22 protein-coding genes are annotated in these 16,971 nt (G+C 57.3%); 13 read left to right on the plus strand and 9 right to left on the minus strand.

Annotated features, from left to right (window positions below; translation table 11 throughout):
- Nucleotides 1-71: 71 nt before the first annotated feature.
- Nucleotides 72-791, minus strand: coding sequence for an Imm52 family immunity protein (locus tag IB245_RS27210; protein ID WP_192229233.1), 720 nt, complete (start codon nt 789-791; stop codon nt 72-74).
- A gap of 156 nt (nt 792-947) precedes the next feature.
- Here IB245_RS27210 and IB245_RS27215 point away from each other — a divergent pair, with 156 nt between their 5' ends.
- Complete coding sequence (locus tag IB245_RS27215; protein WP_192229234.1) at nt 948-1,190, plus strand: DUF1652 domain-containing protein; 243 nt, start codon at nt 948-950, stop codon at nt 1,188-1,190.
- 615 nt (nt 1,191-1,805) lie between these two features.
- Here IB245_RS27215 and IB245_RS27220 read toward each other — a convergent pair.
- Entirely contained in the window at nt 1,806-2,702 is an 897-nt protein-coding gene (locus IB245_RS27220; protein WP_008029078.1) for a LysR family transcriptional regulator, read from the minus strand.
- Nucleotides 2,703-2,826: 124 nt separating this feature from the next.
- On the opposite strand from IB245_RS27220, the gene IB245_RS27225 reads away from it, so the two are divergent.
- From IB245_RS27225 to IB245_RS27240, 4 genes are all read left to right on the plus strand, one after another.
- Complete coding sequence (locus IB245_RS27225) at nt 2,827-3,975, plus strand: muconate cycloisomerase family protein (protein ID WP_192229235.1); 1,149 nt, start codon at nt 2,827-2,829, stop codon at nt 3,973-3,975.
- 10 nt (nt 3,976-3,985) lie between these two features.
- Nucleotides 3,986-4,276: a muconolactone Delta-isomerase gene (catC, locus tag IB245_RS27230; protein ID WP_008029082.1), complete on the plus strand. Its 291-nt coding sequence runs from the start codon at nt 3,986-3,988 to the stop codon at nt 4,274-4,276.
- 54 nt (nt 4,277-4,330) lie between these two features.
- Nucleotides 4,331-5,260 (plus strand): catechol 1,2-dioxygenase, encoded by a 930-nt coding sequence (gene catA, locus IB245_RS27235; RefSeq protein ID WP_192229236.1) that lies wholly within the window; start codon nt 4,331-4,333, stop codon nt 5,258-5,260.
- Between the two features lie 213 nt (nt 5,261-5,473).
- Nucleotides 5,474-6,433 (plus strand): AraC family transcriptional regulator, encoded by a 960-nt coding sequence (locus IB245_RS27240; RefSeq protein ID WP_008029088.1) that lies wholly within the window; start codon nt 5,474-5,476, stop codon nt 6,431-6,433.
- 553 nt (nt 6,434-6,986) lie between these two features.
- Here IB245_RS27240 and IB245_RS27245 read toward each other — a convergent pair.
- From IB245_RS27245 to IB245_RS27255, 3 genes are read right to left on the minus strand one after another with little or no spacing between them, the layout of a single operon-like run.
- Nucleotides 6,987-7,373 carry a hypothetical protein gene (locus IB245_RS27245; protein WP_192229237.1) on the minus strand — a complete coding sequence of 129 codons (387 nt, stop codon included), beginning with the start codon at nt 7,371-7,373 and terminating at the stop codon, nt 6,987-6,989.
- Nucleotides 7,370-8,836, minus strand: a complete 1,467-nt coding sequence (locus IB245_RS27250; protein WP_192229238.1) for a hypothetical protein — start codon at nt 8,834-8,836, stop codon at nt 7,370-7,372. Before IB245_RS27250 ends, IB245_RS27245 begins: the two co-directional genes overlap by 4 nt.
- Complete coding sequence (locus IB245_RS27255; protein WP_192229239.1) at nt 8,833-9,318, minus strand: Hcp family type VI secretion system effector; 486 nt, start codon at nt 9,316-9,318, stop codon at nt 8,833-8,835. The genes IB245_RS27250 and IB245_RS27255 overlap by 4 nt, the downstream gene beginning before the upstream one ends.
- Before the next feature lie 181 nt (nt 9,319-9,499).
- Here IB245_RS27255 and benA point away from each other — a divergent pair, with 181 nt between their 5' ends.
- The 5 genes from benA (at nt 9,500) to IB245_RS27280 (ending at nt 14,036) form a co-directional block, all read left to right on the plus strand.
- A complete protein-coding gene (benA, locus tag IB245_RS27260; RefSeq protein ID WP_192229240.1) occupies nt 9,500-10,861 on the plus strand; it encodes a benzoate 1,2-dioxygenase large subunit in 1,362 nt (453 codons plus the stop codon).
- Complete coding sequence (benB, locus tag IB245_RS27265) at nt 10,861-11,349, plus strand: benzoate 1,2-dioxygenase small subunit (RefSeq protein WP_008029093.1); 489 nt, start codon at nt 10,861-10,863, stop codon at nt 11,347-11,349. The genes benA and benB overlap by 1 nt, the downstream gene beginning before the upstream one ends.
- A 10-nt stretch (nt 11,350-11,359) precedes the next feature.
- On the plus strand, nt 11,360-12,373 hold the full coding sequence (benC, locus tag IB245_RS27270) for a benzoate 1,2-dioxygenase electron transfer component BenC (protein WP_192229241.1): 1,014 nt from the start codon (nt 11,360-11,362) through the stop codon (nt 12,371-12,373).
- Nucleotides 12,374-12,524: 151 nt separating this feature from the next.
- Nucleotides 12,525-13,298, plus strand: coding sequence for a 1,6-dihydroxycyclohexa-2,4-diene-1-carboxylate dehydrogenase (locus IB245_RS27275; protein WP_008029096.1), 774 nt, complete (start codon nt 12,525-12,527; stop codon nt 13,296-13,298).
- Nucleotides 13,299-13,337: 39 nt separating this feature from the next.
- Nucleotides 13,338-14,036 carry an alpha/beta hydrolase gene (locus IB245_RS27280; RefSeq protein ID WP_192229242.1) on the plus strand — a complete coding sequence of 233 codons (699 nt, stop codon included), beginning with the start codon at nt 13,338-13,340 and terminating at the stop codon, nt 14,034-14,036.
- Between the two features lie 6 nt (nt 14,037-14,042).
- Here the strand turns inward: IB245_RS27280 and IB245_RS27285 are convergent, their stop codons facing one another.
- A complete protein-coding gene (locus IB245_RS27285) occupies nt 14,043-14,405 on the minus strand; it encodes an NUDIX hydrolase (RefSeq protein WP_192229243.1) in 363 nt (120 codons plus the stop codon).
- Nucleotides 14,406-14,627: 222 nt separating this feature from the next.
- On the opposite strand from IB245_RS27285, the gene IB245_RS27290 reads away from it, so the two are divergent.
- On the plus strand, nt 14,628-14,831 hold the full coding sequence (locus IB245_RS27290; RefSeq protein WP_192229244.1) for a DUF2188 domain-containing protein: 204 nt from the start codon (nt 14,628-14,630) through the stop codon (nt 14,829-14,831).
- 43 nt (nt 14,832-14,874) lie between these two features.
- On the opposite strand, the gene osmE is transcribed toward IB245_RS27290, so the two are convergent.
- Nucleotides 14,875-15,234, minus strand: a complete 360-nt coding sequence (osmE, locus tag IB245_RS27295) for an osmotically-inducible lipoprotein OsmE (RefSeq protein ID WP_192229245.1) — start codon at nt 15,232-15,234, stop codon at nt 14,875-14,877.
- Nucleotides 15,235-15,248: 14 nt separating this feature from the next.
- On the minus strand, nt 15,249-15,488 hold the full coding sequence (locus IB245_RS27300; RefSeq protein WP_008029106.1) for a hypothetical protein: 240 nt from the start codon (nt 15,486-15,488) through the stop codon (nt 15,249-15,251).
- Between the two features lie 170 nt (nt 15,489-15,658).
- Between IB245_RS27300 and IB245_RS27305 the strand changes: the two genes are divergently transcribed.
- The gene (locus tag IB245_RS27305) at nt 15,659-15,877 is read left to right on the plus strand and encodes a hypothetical protein (protein ID WP_192229246.1); all 219 of its coding nucleotides are present in this window, start codon (nt 15,659-15,661) and stop codon (nt 15,875-15,877) included.
- A gap of 70 nt (nt 15,878-15,947) precedes the next feature.
- Nucleotides 15,948-16,283 carry a hypothetical protein gene (locus IB245_RS27310; protein ID WP_008044852.1) on the plus strand — a complete coding sequence of 112 codons (336 nt, stop codon included), beginning with the start codon at nt 15,948-15,950 and terminating at the stop codon, nt 16,281-16,283.
- A gap of 106 nt (nt 16,284-16,389) precedes the next feature.
- On the opposite strand, the gene IB245_RS27315 is transcribed toward IB245_RS27310, so the two are convergent.
- Entirely contained in the window at nt 16,390-16,947 is a 558-nt protein-coding gene (locus IB245_RS27315; protein ID WP_192229247.1) for an RrF2 family transcriptional regulator, read from the minus strand.
- Nucleotides 16,948-16,971: the final 24 nt, after the last annotated feature.

Here is a 16,971-nt window from a genome sequence, read left to right on the forward strand (position 1 = left end):
GCAAGACTCACGGGCCCTTCGCCGGCAAGCCGGCTCCTGCAGATGATCGCTGTCGTTCACATGTGCACGATTCAGTTCATAAACAACGGCAAATAACCAAGCTCTACCAGTTTGGTATCAATATCCCCAACCTGTCCGAAGTGGTCGAGGTTTTGCTCATTCATGACTTCAGGACAGCTGACGATAATGGTCCCCCTGTCGGGCACGGGAACCAGTTTGTGTGCCTGAGGGAAGTCTTCCTGTTTCAACGGTTGCGGGCAAAAGCCAATCCATCCAATTGTCTGTCGGTCCTTGAAAACACGACCTTTTCTGAAATAGTTGGCCGGTACCACGGTGACCCAGTCAATTTCTGGCCAGATATTCACGGCCAGATTGATAATTTTTGTGAATGTCTCTTCCGGGTGCGCAAGCTTCATCAACAAAGCACCGGCGTCCTCGAAGGACATGGCTGACACTGAATCGAGGTTGTGCGCGCTGTAATGGAAGGCGACTCCGCCCTCGAGCGGATCCTGGATGGCATTCCAGACCGAAAATTCGGTCAGGTCGGGGAGGTCAGGATCATGAGCGCGCTTAACTTTGTCGATCAGCGCTTGAGTGTTGTTACTGACGTTAGTTGAAAGCGAGTCTTTCAGGCTTTTTCCTTGCAAATACCAGTTGGCCAGGAGTGGACTGATAGCACCGGCCTGACGCAAAAAGTCGGCAGCTTTTTCGACCTGCGTTTCAAGCGCAAGTGAGGTAATGGCCTGCTTGTTGAACCTGAAGGTAAAAATGAAGCTATTGAAATTTGTCATGCTGACACCTTGAATGCTTTGCTCTTAACCGGTACCTAAAGTTTTCCGAATTGAGACACAAATAACATTTGTCCCAAGTATTCGCCCGAGCAGGCTTGGTAGGCCCATCTATTCTCAAAGGGTCAATCCTATCAACCGCCACCCGAGACACCCTTTATGGTTTCAGTTCCAGAACTTTGCCGCATTGTGGAGTCCGGTTTTCAACCGCTTTCCTGCGCCTGCACGGTGAATCCTGACGGGTCGCTACGGATCAAGGTTTTCGAGCGCTCCACCGGCAGGATTGATCTGCTGATCACCGGCGTGTCACCCGCGCAACTGAGCAGCGCTCGTGCTGTTTCAAACCTGATTGGCGAATTTCACACCGAAATGCGCGCCGGTCGCCGCGCGTTTGCCGGCTGAGGAATAACCGCAAAACCTGTAGGAGTCCGGCTTGCCGGCGATGGCGATCTCACGGACGCCATCGCCGGCAAGCCGGGCTCCTACAGGTTTTGCGTAAACCCTCAATCCCGAACACCCCCACAACTTGTAGGAGCCAGCTTGCTGGCGATGGCAATTTCACGGACGCCATCGCCGGCAAGCCGGGCTCCTACAGGTTTTGTGTGAGCCCTCAATCCCGAGCACCCCGACAATTTGTAGGAGCCGGCTTGCCGGCGATGGCAATCTCACGGGCGCCATCGCCAGCAAGCCGGGCTCCTACAGGTTTTGCGTGAACCCTCAACCCCGAACACCTCCGCAATTTGTAGGAGCCGGCTTGCTGGCGATGGCAATCTCACGGGTGCCCTCGCTAGCAAGCCGGACCCCTACAGGTTTTGCGTAAACCCTCAATCCCGAACACCCCCGCAATTTGTAGGAGCCGGCTTGCTGGCGATGGCGATCTCGCGGACGCCATCGCCGGCAAGCCGGGCTCCTACAGGTTTTGCGTAAACCCTCAACCCCGAACACGCCCGCAATTTGTAGGAGCCGGCTTGCCGGCGATGGCAATCTCACGGGCGCCATCGCCAGCAAGCCGGGCTCTTACAAAGCGTTCAGCTGTTGCGGCGATAATTCATCAATCATCCGCAAACAATGATTCAACCCTGGCGACACGTCGCCCACGCGTCGGCTGAGGATGATCGGCGAGGTCGCGTTGTCTTCCAGCAGCGGCGTGAAGCCGATGTCGTCGCGGTGCAGCAATTGCACCGAGGCCGGCACCAGGGTGACGCCGATTCCTGCGCCCACCAGGCCGATGGCGGTTTGCAGTTCGTTGGTCCACTGCGCCACGTGAATGCTCACGCCATAGGATTCGAATAGCCCGATCACATGGTCGGCGTAGCTGGGGCGCGGGTTGCCGGGGTACAGCACGAAAGGTTCCTTCGCCAGTTCGCGCAGGCTGATCGGCCCGGCCAGTAGCGGATGACCGGCGGGCAGGGCGGCGACCAGCCGGTCTTCGGTCAACACCGTCTGGATAATGGCCGGGTCGTCGATGCGGATGCGGCCGAAACCGATATCGATCCGCCCGGCCTTGAGCGCCTGCACCTGTTGCAGCGTGGTCATTTCCGAGAGCCCCAGTTCCAGCTCCAGAGGCTCGCCGCTGCGCAAACGGCGAATCAGTTCCGGCAGCACGCCATAGAGTGTCGACGGCGCAAAACCAATCCCCAGCCAGGTTTTTTCCCCCAGGCCGATGCGTCGCGTGTTGTCGCAGACCTTGCCCAGTTGCTCCAGCAGGGCAGTGCTGTGCTCATGGAAAAACCGTCCGGCGTCGGTCAGCTTCAGCGGTCGTCCGCGATCCAGCAGCAACACCCCGAGTTCATCCTCCAGTTGCTGAATCTGTCGGCTCAGTGGCGGCTGGGCGATGTGCAGCAGTTCGGCCGCGCGGGTGAAGTTGAGGGTTTGAGCCAACACCTGAAAATACCGCAGGTGACGCAGTTCCATGAGGCCTCCGCAAAGCAGTTTGCATACCTTAAAGGTATCAAGTCAGACCAATTCTATATTGGCTTCCCGAAAAAAGCCGTACCAGAATCGGTTCCAGAACTTTAAGAACCTGACGGGTATCGACATGCTTGCAACTGCCATTGAATCGATCGAGACGATCATCGTCGATCTGCCGACCATCCGCCCGCACAAGCTGGCGATGCACACCATGCAGAACCAGACGCTGGTGATCATTCGTGTGCGCTGCGCCGATGGCATTGAAGGCATTGGCGAATCCACCACCATCGGTGGCCTGGCGTATGGCAATGAAAGCCCGGACAGCATCAAGACCAACATTGACCGGCACTTCGCGCCGCTGCTGCTGGGTCAGGACAGCGCCAACGTCAACGCTGCGATGTTGCGCCTGGAGCGCAGCATCCGTGGCAACACCTTTGCCAAGTCAGGTATCGAAACCGCGTTGCTCGATGCCCAGGGCAAACGCCTTGGCCTGCCGGTCAGCGAACTGCTGGGCGGCCGCGTTCGGGATGCGCTGCCAGTGGCCTGGACCCTGGCCAGCGGCGACACCGACAAGGACATTGCCGAAGCGGAAAAAATGCTCGACCTGCGCCGCCATCGCATCTTCAAACTGAAAATCGGTGCCGGCGAAGTCAATCGCGATCTGGCCCACGTCATCGCGATCAAGAAAGCCCTCGGCGATCGCGCCAGCGTGCGGGTCGATGTCAATCAGGCCTGGGATGAAGCCGTCGCGTTGCGCGCCTGCCGGATTCTCGGCAGCAACGGCATCGACCTGATCGAACAGCCGATTTCGCGCAATAACCGCTCGGGCATGGCGCGCCTGAACGCCATCAGCCCGGCGCCAATCATGGCCGACGAATCCATCGAGTGCGTGGAAGATGCGTTCAACCTGGCCCGAGAAGGTGCGGCTTCGGTGTTCGCCCTGAAGATCGCCAAGAACGGCGGCCCACGCGCTGTGCTGCGAACCGCCGCGATTGCCGAAGCGGCGGGCATCGGCCTGTACGGCGGCACCATGCTCGAAGGTGGCATCGGCACGCTGGCTTCGGCCCATGCCTTCGTCACGCTGAACAAACTGGCGTGGGACACCGAGCTGTTCGGCCCGCTGCTGTTGACCGAAGACATTCTCAGCGAGCCGCTGGTCTATCGCGATTTCGAGCTGCACGTGCCGAAAACCCCTGGGCTGGGCCTGAACCTCGATGAAGAACGCCTGGCGTTTTTCCGTCGCGACAAGACATCCACTGCCATTCATCAAGCCTGAGGAGAGCATTATGCTGTTCCACGTAAAGATGACCGTGAATTTGCCGGTCGACATGAACCCCGAACGCGCCGCGCAGCTCAAGGCTGACGAAAAAGCCCTGGCCCAGCGTCTGCAGGATCAAGGCAAGTGGCGTCACCTGTGGCGCATTGCCGGGCTCTATGCCAATTACAGCGTGTTCGATGTCGACAGCGTTCAAGAGCTGCACGACTTGCTCATGCAATTGCCGCTGTACCCGTACATGGCGATCGAAGTCACCGCGATGTGCCGGCATCCTTCTTCCATCCGCGAGGATGACCGCTGAACCTGGCCTGTTCAGTTCGCCACGCTAATAATTACAAGATGAGGAACCCATAAAATGAACGTAAAAATTTCCCACACTGCCAAAGCCCAGAAGTTTCTCGAAGAGGCCAGCGGCCTGCACAACGATGCCGGCAATCCACGCACCAAAGCCCTGATCTACCGCATCCTGCGTGATTCGGTGAACATCATCGAAGACCTCGCCGTGACCCCGGAAGAGTTCTGGAAAGCCGTCAATTACCTCAACGTGCTGGGTGCGCGCCAGGAGGCTGGACTAGTGGTGGCCGGGTTGGGCCTGGAACACTACCTCGACCTGTTGATGGACGCCGAAGACGAACAGGCCGGCAAGGCTGGCGGCACGCCGCGCACGATCGAAGGCCCGCTGTACGTGGCCGGTGCGCCGTTGTCCCAAGGTGAAGCGCGTCTTGATGATGGCGTCGATCCGGGTGTGACGCTGTTCATGCAGGGCCGTGTGCTCAATACCGCCGGCGAACCGTTGGCCGGTGCGATTGTGGATGTCTGGCACGCCAATACCGGCGGCACTTATTCGTACTTCGATACCACGCAATCCGAATTCAACCTGCGTCGACGCATCGTCACCGACGCCGAAGGTCGCTACCGCTTCCGCAGCATCGTGCCGTCGGGTTACGGCTGCCCGCCGGACGGTCCGACCCAGCAACTGCTCGATCAACTGGGCCGTCACGGCCAGCGTCCGGCGCACGTGCACTTCTTCATCTCGGCGGCGGATCATCGTCACCTGACCACCCAGATCAACCTCGACGGCGATCAATACCTGCACGACGATTTTGCCTACGCCACGCGTGACGAGCTGATCGCGAAAATCACCTTCAGCGATGATCAACAACGCGCAGCGGCGCATGGCGTCAGCGGTCGTTTTGCCGAGATCGAATTCGATTTCACCTTGCAGTCGTCCGCCCAGCCGCAAGAGCAGCAGCGTCACGAGCGGGTTCGCGCACTCGAGGACTGATTCCAGCTTGGTGATGACTGACACACCGCTTTCGCGAGCAGGCTCGCTCCCACATTCGACCGTGTTTCTTCAGTGGGACTACGGTCAAAATGTGGGAGCGGGCTTGCTCGCGAAAGGGCCAGAATATTCCACATGTCGATCAACTGACACACCGCTGCAAGCACTGCCTTAGAATGACCCGACGCACCCCATAAAAACAACGAGAGTGACCCGATGATGCAAGCGCAACTGTTGAGTCAGCGCAGCTCCGTATTCGACCATGCCGACCCGTACGCGGTGTCGGGCTACGTCAATCAGCATGTCGGTAATCATTGCATCCTGATGCCGCGCGCCGGGCAACCCCTGGCCAGTCTCAATCATCGCAAGTTTGCCAGCCTCGACCTGTGCCGCATCAGCTATGGCGGCAGCGTGCGGGTCACCTCGGGCGCACTGGAAAGCATCTATCACCTGCAAGTGTTGTTGCGTGGCAACTGCCTGTGGCGCGGGCACGGTCAGGAACATTACTTCGCACCTGGCGAGTTGCTGCTGATCAATCCCGATGATCCGGTGGACCTGACCTACTCTGACGATTGCGAAAAATTCATCCTCAAAGTTCCCACAACGTTGCTTGAGTCTGTGTGCGACGAGCAGCGCTGGCGTTATCCGGGGCAGGGCGTGCGGTTTCTGGAGAACCGTTACCAGCTCAATGAACTGGAAGGGTTTGTCGGGCTGCTGGCGATGATTTGCCAGGAGGCCGAGGCCACCGAGCAGATTCCCAAGGTGCAGGAGCATTACGCACAGATCATCGTCAGCAAGATGCTCAGCCTGATGCAGACCAACGTCAGCCGCATCAACCTCGGCTCACAGACGGCCACATTCGAGGTGATTGCCGACTACATCGCACGCCACCTCAAGCAGGACATCGACAGCGAAGAACTGGCGCGTCAGGCACGGATGAGCCTGCGTTCACTGTATGGCTTGTTCGAACGCAACGCCGGCACCACGCCGAAAAACTACATCCGGCAGAAACGTCTGGAGCGTATCAATGCCTGTTTGAGCGACCCGACCTGTAATGTGCGTAACGTTACGGAAGTGGCGATGGATTATGGGTTTCTGCATTTGGGGCGGTTTTCGGATAACTATCGCAAGCAGTTTGGGGAATTGCCGTCGGATACGTTGAAGCGGCGGGATTGAGTCGTCCGTGAGAGGTTCATTCGCGAAAAGAAATTTTTCAGACAAGTTCAAGTTCGGCAACTGCGTAAAAGACGAACATTACGATAAAAGAAGTCCACCCGAGCCAATATAGGGTTACCAAAAATCGTCTCAGGCCTACGGGGAAGTTCTTCAGATCATCCGCGCTAGTACCTCCATTGCGTAGAGAGAAGTGAGGCATAGCTAATGTGAACATTATTTCACCCATTAAAACTAGGTTTGCTCTAGGTCCTCGGTTTCTGAGACCTCTCCGATGAATAATTGCAGGGCAGTTTCTCAGGTGATGCAATATAAAATCCATTTTGGTATAGGCGAGATAAAGCGTTGTGCCAATAAATATAAAAATACATCCAAAATTTATTAGGCCAATGACAAAATGAATTTTTTGAACGGTGTTCAGGCTCACTAGCTAATCTCCTAAGCGCGTTCGTCATCTAAAACTTGGATTGATATAGAAGTTTGGAACTATCTGTCGTGGTGAGTAAAACCAGTGTAGTTAAAAGTCCTGACTTCAAAATTTGAATCGGTCGTATGTTTAGGCAAGGTCGAATATGGCTATAATCGCGAATCCCGACATTACCAATAAAAGTCCCCATACGCTCCACTGCAAAATGGCTAGTTTACGTCTCAAGCTAGTCGGAGTGTTTTTTAAGTCTTCCATGCTTAACTCTCCTCTTTTTAGATAAAAATTGGGGAAAGTTACAATTCCAGAAATGCCTCCTATGAGCATTAAATTTCCCCATGGTCCACCGTGTCTGAGAGGTGCTCGGACCATGATTGCCTTACAGTTTTTATAAAGTTCGAGCATCATGTCCATTTTTGTGTAGGCCATATGCAATGCGAAAATTATCCAAGCTAGTGCAGCTGCAAAATAGATTAGTCCGATGCCGGCAATTAATAAATCAACGGTCTCAGCGTTCATTTAGTGATCTCATAAATTTTCTCTCCAATTAACTCTCCACCCTTGCCTCCACCAACGCCTCCGACAATAGAACCGACACCGACTACCACTAGACCGCATACAAGAGCAGCGGTCCCACCAGTCGGTACGGAAAGTGCGGCGCAGACCCAACCTGCAGTCGAACCAGTGATCGCAGCTGAAGCGAAGACTCCACCTGCCACTCCACCGGAAAAACCCCCAGTTTCTGTAAATTTCACCTTCTCACAGGCCTCCACATTCCCTTCTGCACAAACACCCTGAACCTTGATCACTGACGCTCCACCACCCACCGCTGTACCAACCCAACCACCATATTTGACGTACTTCGCCGCTTTGGAAACGGCATCAATATGCGTGGCATAACCAGGAATCTGCCCAATAGCCCCTGCTTTTCTCCAGCGATGAACAAGGCTTTTAGTCGATAGGCCCAACACGCTTTTCAGATTGGGATGATCCGGAAAGCCAATGCTCTTTTTAGTCAGTTTGGTGAGTTGGGTGTCCAGCTGAGTCAGCAGGCGTTTGCGCTCGGCATAGAAATCGGGAGAGTTGAGGTGACCGTTTGCCTGAAACGTTTTTGTGTGCAATTTATCGATGTCGCGCAAAATCTCCTCCACGTCTTTCAGGTTCTTCGAGAACATCGCCAGCCCTGCACTGGCCCCGAGTGACCCTTTGGAGATAAAGAACGCAATCTCGTCATAGTGCCGCGCCATGAAATCGGCCTCATCCGAACTGAGAGGCTCCAGGGCTCTATTCACATTACCAGCCGCTTCCATCAGCAACGCTTCTTCGAAAGTACAAAGATGACTATTCGGATCGCTGAGAACAATCATCGTCCCGGCCTTTACCTGATCCAGATTCGGATTCAAGGCCTTGAATTTGGCGATGGCGGCGGGGGAGGCTGACGTGAATAGTCGGGCTTCCAGTTTGTCAGCCGTCGTACTTCTGGGCACGACGTAGAACCCGGGTTCTTCTTGTGCGACTTGCGCGGGCCATTGTTCTTGAGGGAAAAATTTCAGGTCTGGAGCAGGATGCGGCGAAGCGGCTGCCGCCAGTTCGCGGGGCGAGTTCGTGCCCGTGGACTTGAGATTCTGCGCATGTACAAAGCGCAATAAACGTTCCGGGTCAGCTTTCAATGAAGGCTGTGTGAGCATTGAGGCCGGGATTCTTTTTACCCGTTCAGTGACCGCGCCCTGAGTTTTTTGCGTGATGGCTTGTGACTGGATAAGCAAGTCGTGTTGTTCTTGTGCAAGCGCCTGTAAGCCTTGCCCTGGCGTTGTTTTGCCCTGCGCGACATCGTCCGCAACGCGCTTTGCATAAAAGGCGACTTCCCGATTGAACCGCTCACGCAACCTGCCTTGAGCCAGATGACGCGCGCCGAGCGTGCGGGCCTGTCCCGCCAGTTTGCCCGCCGCGCTGTTAACGTCCCACTGCTCATGAGGATTCATTCCTCTTCGCCCCACGAACTGTAGCCGGAGGTTTTTGCCAAGTGGTGGGTCCACGTGATGTCGCGGTAACGAATGGCCACCTGTTCCTGGGGCTCTGCATCGTTTTGAAAAATGGCATGAGGCACTTCAAGCGTCAGGTCGGCAATGACCCCGCCATTGATCGACACGGTGAAAAACTTTTCCTGCATGCCGAAGGACGACACGCGATAAAAGCTGATCGTGCAGTTGATTTCTTCACGATTTGAAAGCGCTTGAGCGAGCAGCGGTGATGACTTGTCGACGGCTTTGGTAACGATGATCGGGCTGTGGGTCGATTTATTGATATCGCCGATATTGGTCATGTTGTGGCTGTAGGACAGCACCATGATCTCGTCTGTGTGTGCAGCCTGGTATTTGTTGCCAATAGAGGCCTGGGTTGAACAGCCCGCTGAAATCATTCCTTGAGCTTTACCGTTTATGGTCATGTAACCGTGATTAGCCATGCAAACCACTCCTTGTAGTCAGGAGGGCAGTCTATTCAGAAGTTGTAAGCAGTTATGTAGTCCGATTCCGAAAATACGTTCTGCACAAATCGGATAAAGGTCTGCACCCAGCGGATAGTCCACCCCATTGCCCCGTCCTAGCATGAGCCTTGCCTGAACAATAACAATGGAGGCGGCGGCCATGACCCTGCGACCCGAATATCTTCAATCCTTGCTCGAGGACGATCCAGAACAAGGCATCTACCGCTGCAAGCGCGAGATGTTCACCGATCCGCGGCTGTTCGATCTTGAGATGGAATACATCTTCGAAGGCAACTGGCTGTACCTGGCGCACGAAAGCCAGATCCCCAACAAAAACGATTTCTACACCACCACCATGGGGCGCCAGTCGATCTTCATCGCGCGCAACAAGGACGGTGAGCTGAACGCCTTTATCAACGCCTGCAGTCACCGTGGCGCGATGCTTTGCCGACACAAGTCCGGCAACAAAAGCTCGTACACCTGCCCGTTTCATGGCTGGACCTTCAACAACTCCGGCAAACTGCTGAAAGTCAAAGACCCGGCAGCGGCCGGCTACCCGGCGAGCTTCAACTGCGAAGGCTCCCACGACCTGACCAAAGTCGCCCGTTTCGAATCCTATCGCGGCTTCCTGTTCGGCAGCCTCAAGGCTGATGTGGTGCCGCTGGTTGAGCATTTGGGCGAGTCGGCGAAGATCATCGACATGATCGTCGACCAGTCCGCCGACGGCCTGGAAGTGCTGCGCGGTTCGTCCAGCTACATCTACGAAGGCAACTGGAAACTCACCGCCGAAAACGGCGCCGACGGTTACCACGTCAGCTCGGTGCACTGGAACTACGCCGCCACCCAGAACCAGCGCAAACAGCGCGAGGCCGGCGACACCAACCCGACCATGAGCGCCGGCAGCTGGGCCAAGCAGGGCGGTGGTTTCTACTCGTTCGACAAAGGCCACATGCTGCTCTGGACCCGTTGGGCCAACCCGGAGGACCGTCCGCTGTACGAACGTCGCGATGAGCTGGCCAAGGACTTCGGCAAGGCTCGCGCCGACTGGATGATCGAAAACTCGCGCAACCTGTGCCTGTACCCGAACGTGTACCTGATGGACCAGTTCAGCTCGCAGATCCGCATCGCCCGGCCGATCTCGGTCAACCGTACGGAAATCACCATTTACTGCATCGCCCCCAAAGGCGAAAGCGATCACGCCCGTTCGAGCCGGATTCGTCAGTACGAGGATTTCTTCAACGTCAGCGGCATGGCCACCCCGGACGATCTGGAAGAGTTCCGCTCCTGCCAGACCGGTTACCAGGGCAGCGTGACCGCCTGGAACGACATGTCCCGTGGCGCCGAGCACTGGGTCGAAGGCGCCGATGAGGCGGCGAAGGAAATTGACCTGCATCCGTTGCTCAGCGGTGTGCGCACCGAGGACGAAGGCCTGTTCGTGTTGCAGCACAAGTATTGGCAGCAAACCATGCTCAAGGCCCTGGCTGCCGAGCAATCGAAGCTGATTGCCGTGGAGACCGTGTAATGACCATCACCTATGAAACCGTGCGCGACTTTCTCTACCGCGAAGCGCGCTACCTCGATGACCGGCAATGGGACGAATGGCTGGAGTTGTACGCCACGGATGCGACGTTCTGGATGCCGTCCTGGGACGACAACGACGAACTGACTGAAGACCCGCAACGGGAAATTTCGCTGATCTGGTACGGCAACCGCACGGGTCTGGAAGACCGCATCTTCCGTATCAAGACCGAGCGTTCCAGCGCCACCGTGCCGGACACCCGCACCTCGCACAACATCAGCAACATCGAGCTTCTGGAACAGGCGGACGGCCTGTGCAAGGTGCGCTTCAACTGGCACACCTTGAGCTTTCGCTACAAGACCGTCGACAGCTATTTCGGCAGCAGTTTCTACACCCTCGATATGCGCGGCGAAAACCCGCTGATCAAGGCCAAGAAAGTGATCCTGAAGAACGACTACGTTCGCCAGGTCATCGATGTTTACCACCTGTGAGGCGGCCGTCATGACTCATTCCATCGCATTTAATTTCGAAGACGGCGTCACCCGTTTCATCGACGCCAACGCCGGCGAAACCGTGGCCGACGCCGCGTACCGTCAAGGCATCAACATTCCGCTGGATTGCCGCGACGGCGCCTGTGGTACGTGCAAATGTTTCGCCGAAGCCGGCCGTTACGACCTGGGCGAGGAATACATCGAGGACGCGCTCACGGCTGAGGAAGCCGAACAGGGTTTTGTCCTGACCTGCCAGATGCGCGCCCAGAGCGATTGCGTGGTGCGGGTGCCGGCCTCCTCGGAAGTCTGCCGCACCCAGCAGGCCAGTTTTGAAGCGACCATCAGCGCCGTGCGCCAGCTGTCCGACAGCACCATCGCGTTGTCGATCAAGGGCGATGCGCTGAGCAAACTGGCGTTCCTGCCGGGGCAGTACGTGAACCTCGGGGTTCCCGGCAGCGAGCAGACCCGCGCTTATTCGTTCAGCTCGTTGCAGCGTGACGGCGAGGTCAGTTTCCTGATTCGCAATGTGCCTGGCGGTTTGATGAGCAGCTTCCTCACCGGCATGGCCAAGGCCGGCGACAGCATGAGCCTGGCCGGGCCGCTGGGCAGTTTTTATCTGCGCGACATCCGTCGGCCGTTGTTGCTGCTGGCCGGTGGTACGGGGCTTGCGCCATTCACCGCGATGCTGGAAAAAATCGCCGAGCAGGGCAGTGAACATCCGTTGCATCTGATCTACGGCGTGACCAACGATTTCGATCTGGTGGAAATGGATCGGCTGGAAGCCTTCGCCGCGCGAATCCCGAATTTCAGCTTCAGCGCCTGCGTGGCCAGCCCCGACAGCCAGCACCCGCTCAAAGGCTACGTGACCCAGCACATCGAGCCCAAACACTTGAACGAGGGCGACGTCGATGTGTACCTGTGCGGCCCGCCGCCGATGGTCGAGGCGGTCAGCCAGTACATTCGCGAGCAAGGCATTGCGCCGGTGAATTTCTACTACGAGAAGTTCGCTGCCAGCGCGGCATAAGTCGCGACACAAAACCAATGTGGGAGCGAGCCTGCTCGCGATGGTCTCCAGGACGCCGCGTCTATTCAGAAAGCACGCGTAATCGTTAACGATCATCGCGAGCAGGCTCGCTCCCACAGGGTAGATTCGCATCCGTCGTCACGAGGTACACATGAACAGATTTCACGAAAAAGTCGCGTTGATCACCGGTGCCGCCCAAGGCATCGGCCGGCGTGTTGCCGAGCGCATGGCGGCGGAAGGGGCGCGCTTGATTCTGGTCGACCGCTCCGAACTGGTGTTCGAAGTGCAGCAGCAATTGGGGAAGGACAGCCAGGTGCTCGCGCTGACCGCCGATCTTGAGCAATACGGCGAATGCAACCGTGTGATGCAAACCGCCGTCGAGCGCTTCGGTCGTCTCGACATCCTCATCAACAATGTCGGTGGGACGATCTGGGCCAAACCGTTCGAACACTACGAAGCCGAGCAGATCGAGGCTGAAGTCCGCCGCTCGCTGTTCCCGACGTTATGGTGCTGCCATGCGGCGCTGCCGTTCATGCTGGAGCAGGGCAGCGGCGCCATCGTCAACGTCTCGTCCATCGCCACGCGCAGCATCAACCGTGTGCCGTACGGTGCGGCGAAGGGCGGGGTGAATGCGCTGACCGCGTGCCTGGCGTTCGAAACCGCCGGTCGTGGCGTGCGGGTCAATGCCACGGCGCCCGGTGGCACTGAAGCGCCGCCGCGAGTGATTCCGCGCAACAGCGCCGAACAGAGCGCCGAAGAAAAAGTGTGGTACCAGCAGATCGTCGACCAGACGCTCGACAGCAGTTTGATGAAGCGCTATGGCACGCTGGATGAGCAGGCAGGCGCTATTCTGTTTCTGGCCAGCGACGAAGCGTCCTATATCACCGGCATGATCATGCCGGTGGGTGGTGGCGACCAGGGCTGACAGCGTTCGCCAACAACCCCATCAAACGGAGTCAACGTGATGAGTGAAAAACCCACGATCGTGCTGGTCCATGGTTTTTGGGGCGGTGCCGCCCACTGGAACAAGGTTATCGCCGAACTGTTGAGCAGGGGCTACACCCGCATCCGCGCGGTCGAGATGCCGCTCACGTCGTTGGCCGATGATGCCGAGCGCACGCGCAAAATGGTCGCGCAAGTGGCGGGGCCGGTGCTGCTGGTGGGGCATTCCTATGGTGGTGCGGTCATCACTGAGGCCGGCGATCAAGCGAATGTCGTGGGTCTGGTGTACATCGCCGCGTTCGCGCCGGATGCGGGTGAAAGTCCCGGTGCCATCACTCAACGGCATCCACCCGCTGCCGCAGCGAACCTGGCCCCCGACAGTGATGGTTATTTGTGGGTCAGACCGGAGCTTTACCACGAAAGCTTCTGCCAGGACCTGCCCGCAACCGAAGGATTGGTCATGGGCATCACCCAAAAAGCCCCCTTGGCCGGCACGTTTGGCGATGCGATCACTACGGTGGCGTGGAAGAACAAACCGTCGTGGTATCAGGTGTCGACCGACGACCGGATGATCGCGCCGCAAAACCAGCAGTGGATGGCGGGGCGGTTGAACGCCAAAGAGATCCTGACGTTGCATGCCAGTCACGCGTCCCTTGCCTCGATGCCAGTCGAAGTGGCGGCGTTTATCGACAAGGCGGCAACGGCAGTGGCCAAGGCCTGACCCATCTTACAGGCGACGCTGAAACGCTCTGACGATTCGCAGCGTGGCGTCGCTGGTGTTCAGGTTCTGCACGGCGTCCAGCGGATACCACAGGCAGTCGAATATTTCGTTTTGCGGCCGGGCTTCAGACGAGTTGAGCACCGACGCCTCGTAAACGTGGTGTCGGGTGCCGCCCGTTTCCAGTTGCATCAGGTACAGCATGTCGTCGACCCCGAGCCCGGTCTCTTCCTGAAGTTCACGCATGGCGGCGCCTGCCACGGTTTCTCCGGGCTCGACCTTTCCGCCGGGCAACGTCCAGCGACACCTTGGCTTGCGCACCAGGAGAACGTGCCGGTCCTGCTCACAAATGACGGTTGCGCGTACTTTCATGTGTTACCTGAGTGCTTGTTGTCATAAAACAGTAATAAAAATGCAATATTCAGGCCGCCCAAGGCTGCACGGGCCTCTTGGCTGGTTAGAGGTCTCACAGGGGCTGAAAGTGCAACCGAATGGCGGAATACTGTCGCGACGTCTGGTCGGCACCTCGGCAAAGGGCGGGTGTAAGGTAGGCAGGTCAATCCTGGACATCAGTACCGAAAATGGAGGTGACTTATGAGCGTTCCGATGCTGAATAAGATGCACATGAACGGTTATGACGTACTTAGCGTGAGCAATGGCCCATGGCGGGTGTGCACCCAAGGTGACCAACTGGGCGCTTTTGCCAGCCGGGAAGAGGCACTGGCCTTTGCCGCGGCACTTCCCGGTTACAAATCCCGGGCCAAAAGGCCGGCGGGCAACCAGACGACGGTCAAGTAAAACGCTTCTAGCCCCGGTTTTTTCCGGGGCTTTTCATTTTGGCTCAGTAACCGCCGCCACCGCCGCCGGTGCTATGGGAAGACTCCCTGGCTTTTGTTTGCAGGCGGCTCCATTCCGCACAGGTGATGAAGCTCGTGTGGTCGACCTTGCCCCGGTTATCGAAACTGACGTTGTACGCTTGTTGATGGCCGGCTTTCGTCAGCTTGTAGTCATAGCAAGTGCCAGGCACAGCCGTGCGATCGGTGATGGTGTGAGGCGGCCCGCCGATCTGCTCGACCTGATCCTTGCTCATTCCGGTCTCGACTTTGGCGACCAACGGGAGGTCGCCATAGAGGCGTGATTCAGTGCTGCAGCCCGCCAGCGCTGCCAGTACGACAACCAGCGCGAATAAAGGCTTGTTCATGGCCGCGCTCCTGTTCAGTGAGCTTTGTTGCGACTGATGGCCTTGGCTTTCACTTCTTCGGCATAGCCTGCCAATCGCTGTTCGTCGCCCTGAAACAGGTCGCACAGCCTCAGCACCGCCTGCGCATCGACATCATTGCCAGACAGCTTTAACTGATCTGCCAAGCGTAGAAGCTCGACCGCCGACCACCTCAGGTCCGATGCAACGCTTTGCAGGTCACGTCGAAGTTCGTTTTCAGATTCGTTGAGCCACATGACGATCTCCAGAAAACCTCTGCTACGAAATTTTAGTCCCATTTCCCTCGACAGGGCGTTTTGTTCGTCCGAACTGCCAATGCTGCCTTTGGTCGGGAAGATGCACGCGAGCGAAAAGATTTGCTGTCGTATTGAAGTGGCGAATTTCCGCCGGGGCGAGGCAATTTCAAATGACGACGACCGATGACTTCAGGGTTCACGCGCATGAGCTGATGGTCGATCTGGACGCAGCGACCACGGAGATGATGAAGCTGATTTCCGCTCATCAACTCAGCGGCCCGGAATGGGAGCGGGTCACTCAATGGCAGCACGAAGCGTATGAGCGATGGATGACTTTCCTGAACGAACGGCCCGCTGCGCATCCCGGCCAGAACACCGAAAAACGCTGAGAAAGGCTCAATGAATGGATGTCTGCAAGACGACGCGCTACATTTCCTTTTTTTTGAATAGGGGGGCGTCATGCGGACGTTGATTGCGGGAGTCGTGGTGGCGTTACTGGCGGGGTGCTCCTTGCCTGCGTCACTGGTGCCGGGTGAGCCGAATGTCAGCAAATACAGTGAGAAGGCGCCGAAGGAGTATGCCGCCTGCGTATTGCCGGCGTGGCAGAAAGAGATTTCCAATACGACTCAAACGCCGATTTCCAATGGCTACCGGATCAAGGCGCCGAGCATCATCACGGCCGACGAAATTCTGGATATCGTGAAATCGAAAGACGGCAGCCGGGTTTCGCTGTATCAAGGGCCGCCATGGGCCAAGTCAGGCGCACTGCGTCAGGCGGTTCGGGACTGTTTATAGCGACGTTTGATGGATCGCCATCGCCAGCAAGCCGGCTCCTACAAGGACACCGCAATTTCCTGTAAGAGCCGGCTTGCTGGCGATGGCGTCAGTCGCCAAACACATTTCAAATGTTGGTAACCACAATGGTCTGTTCGTCAGCGGCCGGGGCAGCGCTTTTCTTGTCCCGGCGATCACTCATCCAGTTATCAACCTGAGCACTGAACTCCGAGGGCGCCTTTCGTCCGACTTTCCTGGCGAGATCCAGGATGGTCTGCTGGGCGAGGGCGTCTTCCATGCGTTTCTGCGCCGTCATCATGACCGCATGGACCGAGCAATGGCCTGACACCGCCCAATCCGGGGCGGAACCTTCGAACAGGGCGCAACGCCCGCGAATTTCCCGGCAATCGAAAATCAGCTTTTGGCCGTCGATGGCATTGACGATATCGAGCACGCTGATTTCGTCGGAGGGCCGGGCCAGCTTGAACCCGCCGCGCACGCCTTCAGTGGCGACCACCAGTTTTGCCTTGGCCAGTTTGGTGAAAATTTTCGCCAGATAGTCCAGTGGCACGCCTTGCAGCTCTGCGAGGTCACGCACGCTCGCCTCACGGGTGTCGCCGCAATTGCCCACCAGGAAAATCAGGCAATGAATGCCGTACTCAACGCCAGCGCTGTAAAGAGACATTTGGATCTCCGACTAATCTTGTCG

Origin of the sequence: Pseudomonas sp. PDM02 (genome assembly GCF_014852285.1) — a bacterium.
GTDB classification, from domain to species: Bacteria; Pseudomonadota; Gammaproteobacteria; order Pseudomonadales; family Pseudomonadaceae; genus Aquipseudomonas; species Aquipseudomonas migulae.

What these genes read in the sequence shown, in the direction of transcription:
- IB245_RS27255 (WP_192229239.1), bottom strand. Translation starts at nt 9,318, where the DNA reads ATGGCTAATCACGGTTACATGACCATAAACGGTAAAGCTCAAGGAATG.
- IB245_RS27285 (WP_192229243.1), bottom strand. Translation starts at nt 14,405, where the DNA reads ATGAAAGTACGCGCAACCGTCATTTGTGAGCAGGACCGGCACGTTCTC.
- benB (WP_008029093.1), top strand. Translation starts at nt 10,861, where the DNA reads ATGACCATCACCTATGAAACCGTGCGCGACTTTCTCTACCGCGAAGCG.
- benC (WP_192229241.1), top strand. Translation starts at nt 11,360, where the DNA reads ATGACTCATTCCATCGCATTTAATTTCGAAGACGGCGTCACCCGTTTC.
- IB245_RS27300 (WP_008029106.1), bottom strand. Translation starts at nt 15,488, where the DNA reads ATGTGGCTCAACGAATCTGAAAACGAACTTCGACGTGACCTGCAAAGC.
- IB245_RS27290 (WP_192229244.1), top strand. Translation starts at nt 14,628, where the DNA reads ATGAGCGTTCCGATGCTGAATAAGATGCACATGAACGGTTATGACGTA.
- IB245_RS27305 (WP_192229246.1), top strand. Translation starts at nt 15,659, where the DNA reads ATGACGACGACCGATGACTTCAGGGTTCACGCGCATGAGCTGATGGTC.
- IB245_RS27310 (WP_008044852.1), top strand. Translation starts at nt 15,948, where the DNA reads ATGCGGACGTTGATTGCGGGAGTCGTGGTGGCGTTACTGGCGGGGTGC.
- IB245_RS27210 (WP_192229233.1), bottom strand. Translation starts at nt 791, where the DNA reads ATGACAAATTTCAATAGCTTCATTTTTACCTTCAGGTTCAACAAGCAG.
- osmE (WP_192229245.1), bottom strand. Translation starts at nt 15,234, where the DNA reads ATGAACAAGCCTTTATTCGCGCTGGTTGTCGTACTGGCAGCGCTGGCG.
- IB245_RS27220 (WP_008029078.1), bottom strand. Translation starts at nt 2,702, where the DNA reads ATGGAACTGCGTCACCTGCGGTATTTTCAGGTGTTGGCTCAAACCCTC.
- IB245_RS27245 (WP_192229237.1), bottom strand. Translation starts at nt 7,373, where the DNA reads ATGAACGCTGAGACCGTTGATTTATTAATTGCCGGCATCGGACTAATC.
- IB245_RS27280 (WP_192229242.1), top strand. Translation starts at nt 13,338, where the DNA reads ATGAGTGAAAAACCCACGATCGTGCTGGTCCATGGTTTTTGGGGCGGT.
- IB245_RS27240 (WP_008029088.1), top strand. Translation starts at nt 5,474, where the DNA reads ATGATGCAAGCGCAACTGTTGAGTCAGCGCAGCTCCGTATTCGACCAT.
- IB245_RS27275 (WP_008029096.1), top strand. Translation starts at nt 12,525, where the DNA reads ATGAACAGATTTCACGAAAAAGTCGCGTTGATCACCGGTGCCGCCCAA.
- catC (WP_008029082.1), top strand. Translation starts at nt 3,986, where the DNA reads ATGCTGTTCCACGTAAAGATGACCGTGAATTTGCCGGTCGACATGAAC.
- IB245_RS27215 (WP_192229234.1), top strand. Translation starts at nt 948, where the DNA reads ATGGTTTCAGTTCCAGAACTTTGCCGCATTGTGGAGTCCGGTTTTCAA.
- IB245_RS27225 (WP_192229235.1), top strand. Translation starts at nt 2,827, where the DNA reads ATGCTTGCAACTGCCATTGAATCGATCGAGACGATCATCGTCGATCTG.
- IB245_RS27315 (WP_192229247.1), bottom strand. Translation starts at nt 16,947, where the DNA reads ATGTCTCTTTACAGCGCTGGCGTTGAGTACGGCATTCATTGCCTGATT.
- catA (WP_192229236.1), top strand. Translation starts at nt 4,331, where the DNA reads ATGAACGTAAAAATTTCCCACACTGCCAAAGCCCAGAAGTTTCTCGAA.
- benA (WP_192229240.1), top strand. Translation starts at nt 9,500, where the DNA reads ATGACCCTGCGACCCGAATATCTTCAATCCTTGCTCGAGGACGATCCA.
- IB245_RS27250 (WP_192229238.1), bottom strand. Translation starts at nt 8,836, where the DNA reads ATGAATCCTCATGAGCAGTGGGACGTTAACAGCGCGGCGGGCAAACTG.